The sequence below is a fragment of the Bacillus haynesii genome, assembly GCF_001969855.1.
Taxonomy (GTDB): Bacteria; Bacillota; Bacilli; order Bacillales; family Bacillaceae; genus Bacillus; species Bacillus haynesii.
In genome coordinates, this window is record NZ_MRBL01000060.1 from 1 (window position 1) to 2,928 (window position 2,928).

Sequence of the window (2,928 nt, forward strand, 5' to 3'; positions counted from 1 at the left end):
TTGCTGTTTTTCTTAAAGAAGCGTCTCTCTTTTTTTAAGTTAACATCAATCTTCCTTTTTCTGTATAGGGGAACTCCCCTACTTTTATGTGAACCCCGTCTTCACAAGCTGACAAGGTTAAGGGGCAGTATGTTACAACGACAGATCGAGATATTTGTTTTTGATCGCATATTGAATCAATTCGTGTTTCGAGTCCAGCTCTAACTTCTGCATCATATTCGTTTTGTGGTTTTCGACGGTTTTGACGCTGATTGAGAGTTTATCGGCAATCTCCTTATTGGCATAACCCAGCACAATGAATCTGAGAATCTCCTTTTCGCGAACAGTTAATACAGAGGGCGGCTTTTTGGACTCTGAATTGAGCCATTGATCAATGATGTCTTGCGATACAGATGTCTTGTAAAAGAGATTGCCCCTGTACACTTCGACAATCGCCTGATAAAGCAACTGATAATGACTGTTTTTCAAGACGTATCCATGAGCCCCCGCCTCTATCGCTTTTTGGACAAAAATTTCCTCATCATGCATTGTCAAAATCACGATTTTAACAGAAGGGTTCAACTTTCGGATTTCACTGCTCGCTGTGAATCCGTCCAACCCGTTCGGCATCGACAAATCCATCAGCACGACATCCGGTTTCAACTGTCCGGTGCTAAGAACGGCTTCGTTGCCATTATTGCTTTCTCCCGCAATTTCGATTTCAGAAAAACCTTCCAAAAGGACACGGATGCCCTTGCGAATCATCATGTGGTCATCGACCAGCAATACCCTGATCACTCCCCCTCCCCTCCTTGTCCTTTACTTTCACTTTAATCGTCGTACCTCGCTGAAGTGCGGAGCGAATTCGAAGACTTCCTTCCATCTGATCGACTCTCTCTTTCATATGTTTGAATCCCAGGCCTTCCTCTGTCAGCCCGCGTTCAAAACCGATGCCATTGTCCTGAACCATCAAAACGAGCTCGCCGCCTTCTTTGTACAGTATGACTTCAATTAGTGTCGCCTGCGAATATTTCAGGGCATTATGCAGCGCCTCCTGAATGATGCGGTACAAATTGATTTCGAAAATCGGCAGCAAGCGATTGCTGACATCGCTTGAGGAAAACGTAATCGAAACATCCTGATGAGTCTTGTTTAAGCTGGAAACAAGATGCTTGACAGCAGGTATCAGCCCCAATTGATCGAGACTGTGCGGCCGCAGCTGGAGAGAGTAAAGCTTGACGTCTTGGATCGCTTTTTCCAGTTCATCGACGATTTCCTGCATGTACGCTTTAAAAGTTTCTTCCTGCTCCATGCGCGATTGAATCGCTTGAATGCCAACTGAGACCGAATAAAGCGATTGCCCTACACCATCGTGCAGTTCCTGGGCCAGCCGCTTGTGTTCGTTTTCCTGGGCTTCTAACGTTTTTTGCAAAACCAGCTTGGAGATCCTGGCTTCCTCTTCCTTTTTCTTCATCGTTAAATCTTTCAGGACCAAAAGAACTTCCATTTGATCGCCGTTTTCAGAAATGACAGCCGTACTCATCTCCATGTCGACGAATCGTCCCTCATAGGTGGGCATCGAGGAAAGAAAATAAGGAATTTTCCGCTTGGCCAGCAAATAACAACGCTCTTCTCCCGCTTCCAATTTTCTCGTTTGGCAGTAGGAACAGTACGGAACCTTATCCCCTAATGTCCATCCCGTCATCTTCTCTGCGGACGGATTCATCACCAGAATTCTGCGTTCCTGATCCATCATGATGATCCCATCCTGCAAATGGGCGAAGATCTGCCTTAAATAGCCGCTTTCCATTGACATTCCTTCTCCTTTATACTGAGTCGGGTTTTGACACATCATGGACCCTCCCTTAGCTTTCTATTCCTCGTACAATTGACAGACTCTTTTTAACTTCTGTTCAAGCTGTTCAAAATGAACAAAACGCGCTTCCCTTAGACATTCGGTTCCCTCAATAAACAAAAGAAGCACAGGAACTGTGAAGACTGAAAACCTGCCGGCAACCTCCTCCACTATGTCAGCATTTATATGTCCTAACTTGATCTTTGGAAAGCGAGTCAACAGTGCTCTAAGCTGAGGCAAAACAGCGTGACAGACTGTGCATTGAGGTCTTGATATATATATAAAACTTAATTGATGATCAGTTATAAATTTCTCAATTGACACCATTGAAGTTAGTTCTGCAGCCTCTTTCATCCAATTCCTCCTTCAAAACGGTCAATACAGTAAGATATCAACCCAAATTTTCACTGTTGTAATCAAAATAACGAATATCAAAATACCTTGAAGAACTTTAGCATTCACTTTCTTGCCAATGAAAACACCTAGCGGGGATGCAATCAGACTGGCAGCCATTACAACCAAAGCCGGCATAATGGGCACCTGTCCAATGACGAGCTTTGTAGCTGTTGTTCCAATCGATGAAATAAATGTAACTGCGAGTGATGTTGCGATTGTGATTCGTGCAGGTATTTTTAAAATGACTAACATGAGCGGAACAAGCAGAAAAGCACCGCCCGCACCGACTATACCTGAAGCCAAACCGACCATAAAAGTCATGATTGAGGTTAATATCTTTGGAAAGCGAATATGATCACTTTGATTACCTTCTGTTCCTGTCTTTGGAATCAACATGATGATGGCAGCGATGATCGCCAATAATCCGTAAACTAGGTTTATGACATCTTCGGAGAAAAAATGTGACCCATAACCACCGATTAGACTTCCAAGCAAAATACTTAACCCCATGATAAAGATCAGTTCTTTATTTAAGTAACCGCCTTTCCGGTAAGCCCATACGCCGGAAAATGTTGCAAAAAAAACCTGGACTGCCACAATACCTGAAACCTGGTGAGCGTTAAAACCTGTAAACCCTAATAAAACAGGTATATATAATAACAGTGGGTAATTAATAATTGCTCCCCCAGCACCAAGCA

4 protein-coding genes are annotated in these 2,928 nt (G+C 43.5%); all 4 read right to left on the bottom strand.

Annotated features, from left to right (window positions below):
* Positions 1 to 132 precede the first annotated feature (132 nt).
* A complete protein-coding gene (locus BTA31_RS22200) occupies positions 133 to 777 on the bottom strand; it encodes a response regulator (RefSeq protein WP_076794288.1) in 645 nt (214 codons plus the stop codon).
* Complete coding sequence (locus BTA31_RS22205) at positions 752 to 1,834, bottom strand: PAS domain-containing sensor histidine kinase (protein WP_076794291.1); 1,083 nt, start codon at positions 1,832 to 1,834, stop codon at positions 752 to 754. The genes BTA31_RS22200 and BTA31_RS22205 overlap by 26 nt, the downstream gene beginning before the upstream one ends.
* An 18-nt stretch (positions 1,835 to 1,852) precedes the next feature.
* Positions 1,853 to 2,188, bottom strand: a complete 336-nt coding sequence (locus BTA31_RS22210; RefSeq protein ID WP_043928379.1) for a thioredoxin family protein — start codon at positions 2,186 to 2,188, stop codon at positions 1,853 to 1,855.
* A gap of 21 nt (positions 2,189 to 2,209) precedes the next feature.
* Positions 2,210 to 2,928: sulfite exporter TauE/SafE family protein (locus BTA31_RS22215; RefSeq protein ID WP_076794293.1), on the bottom strand; the 719-nt coding region annotated here is incomplete at its 5' end.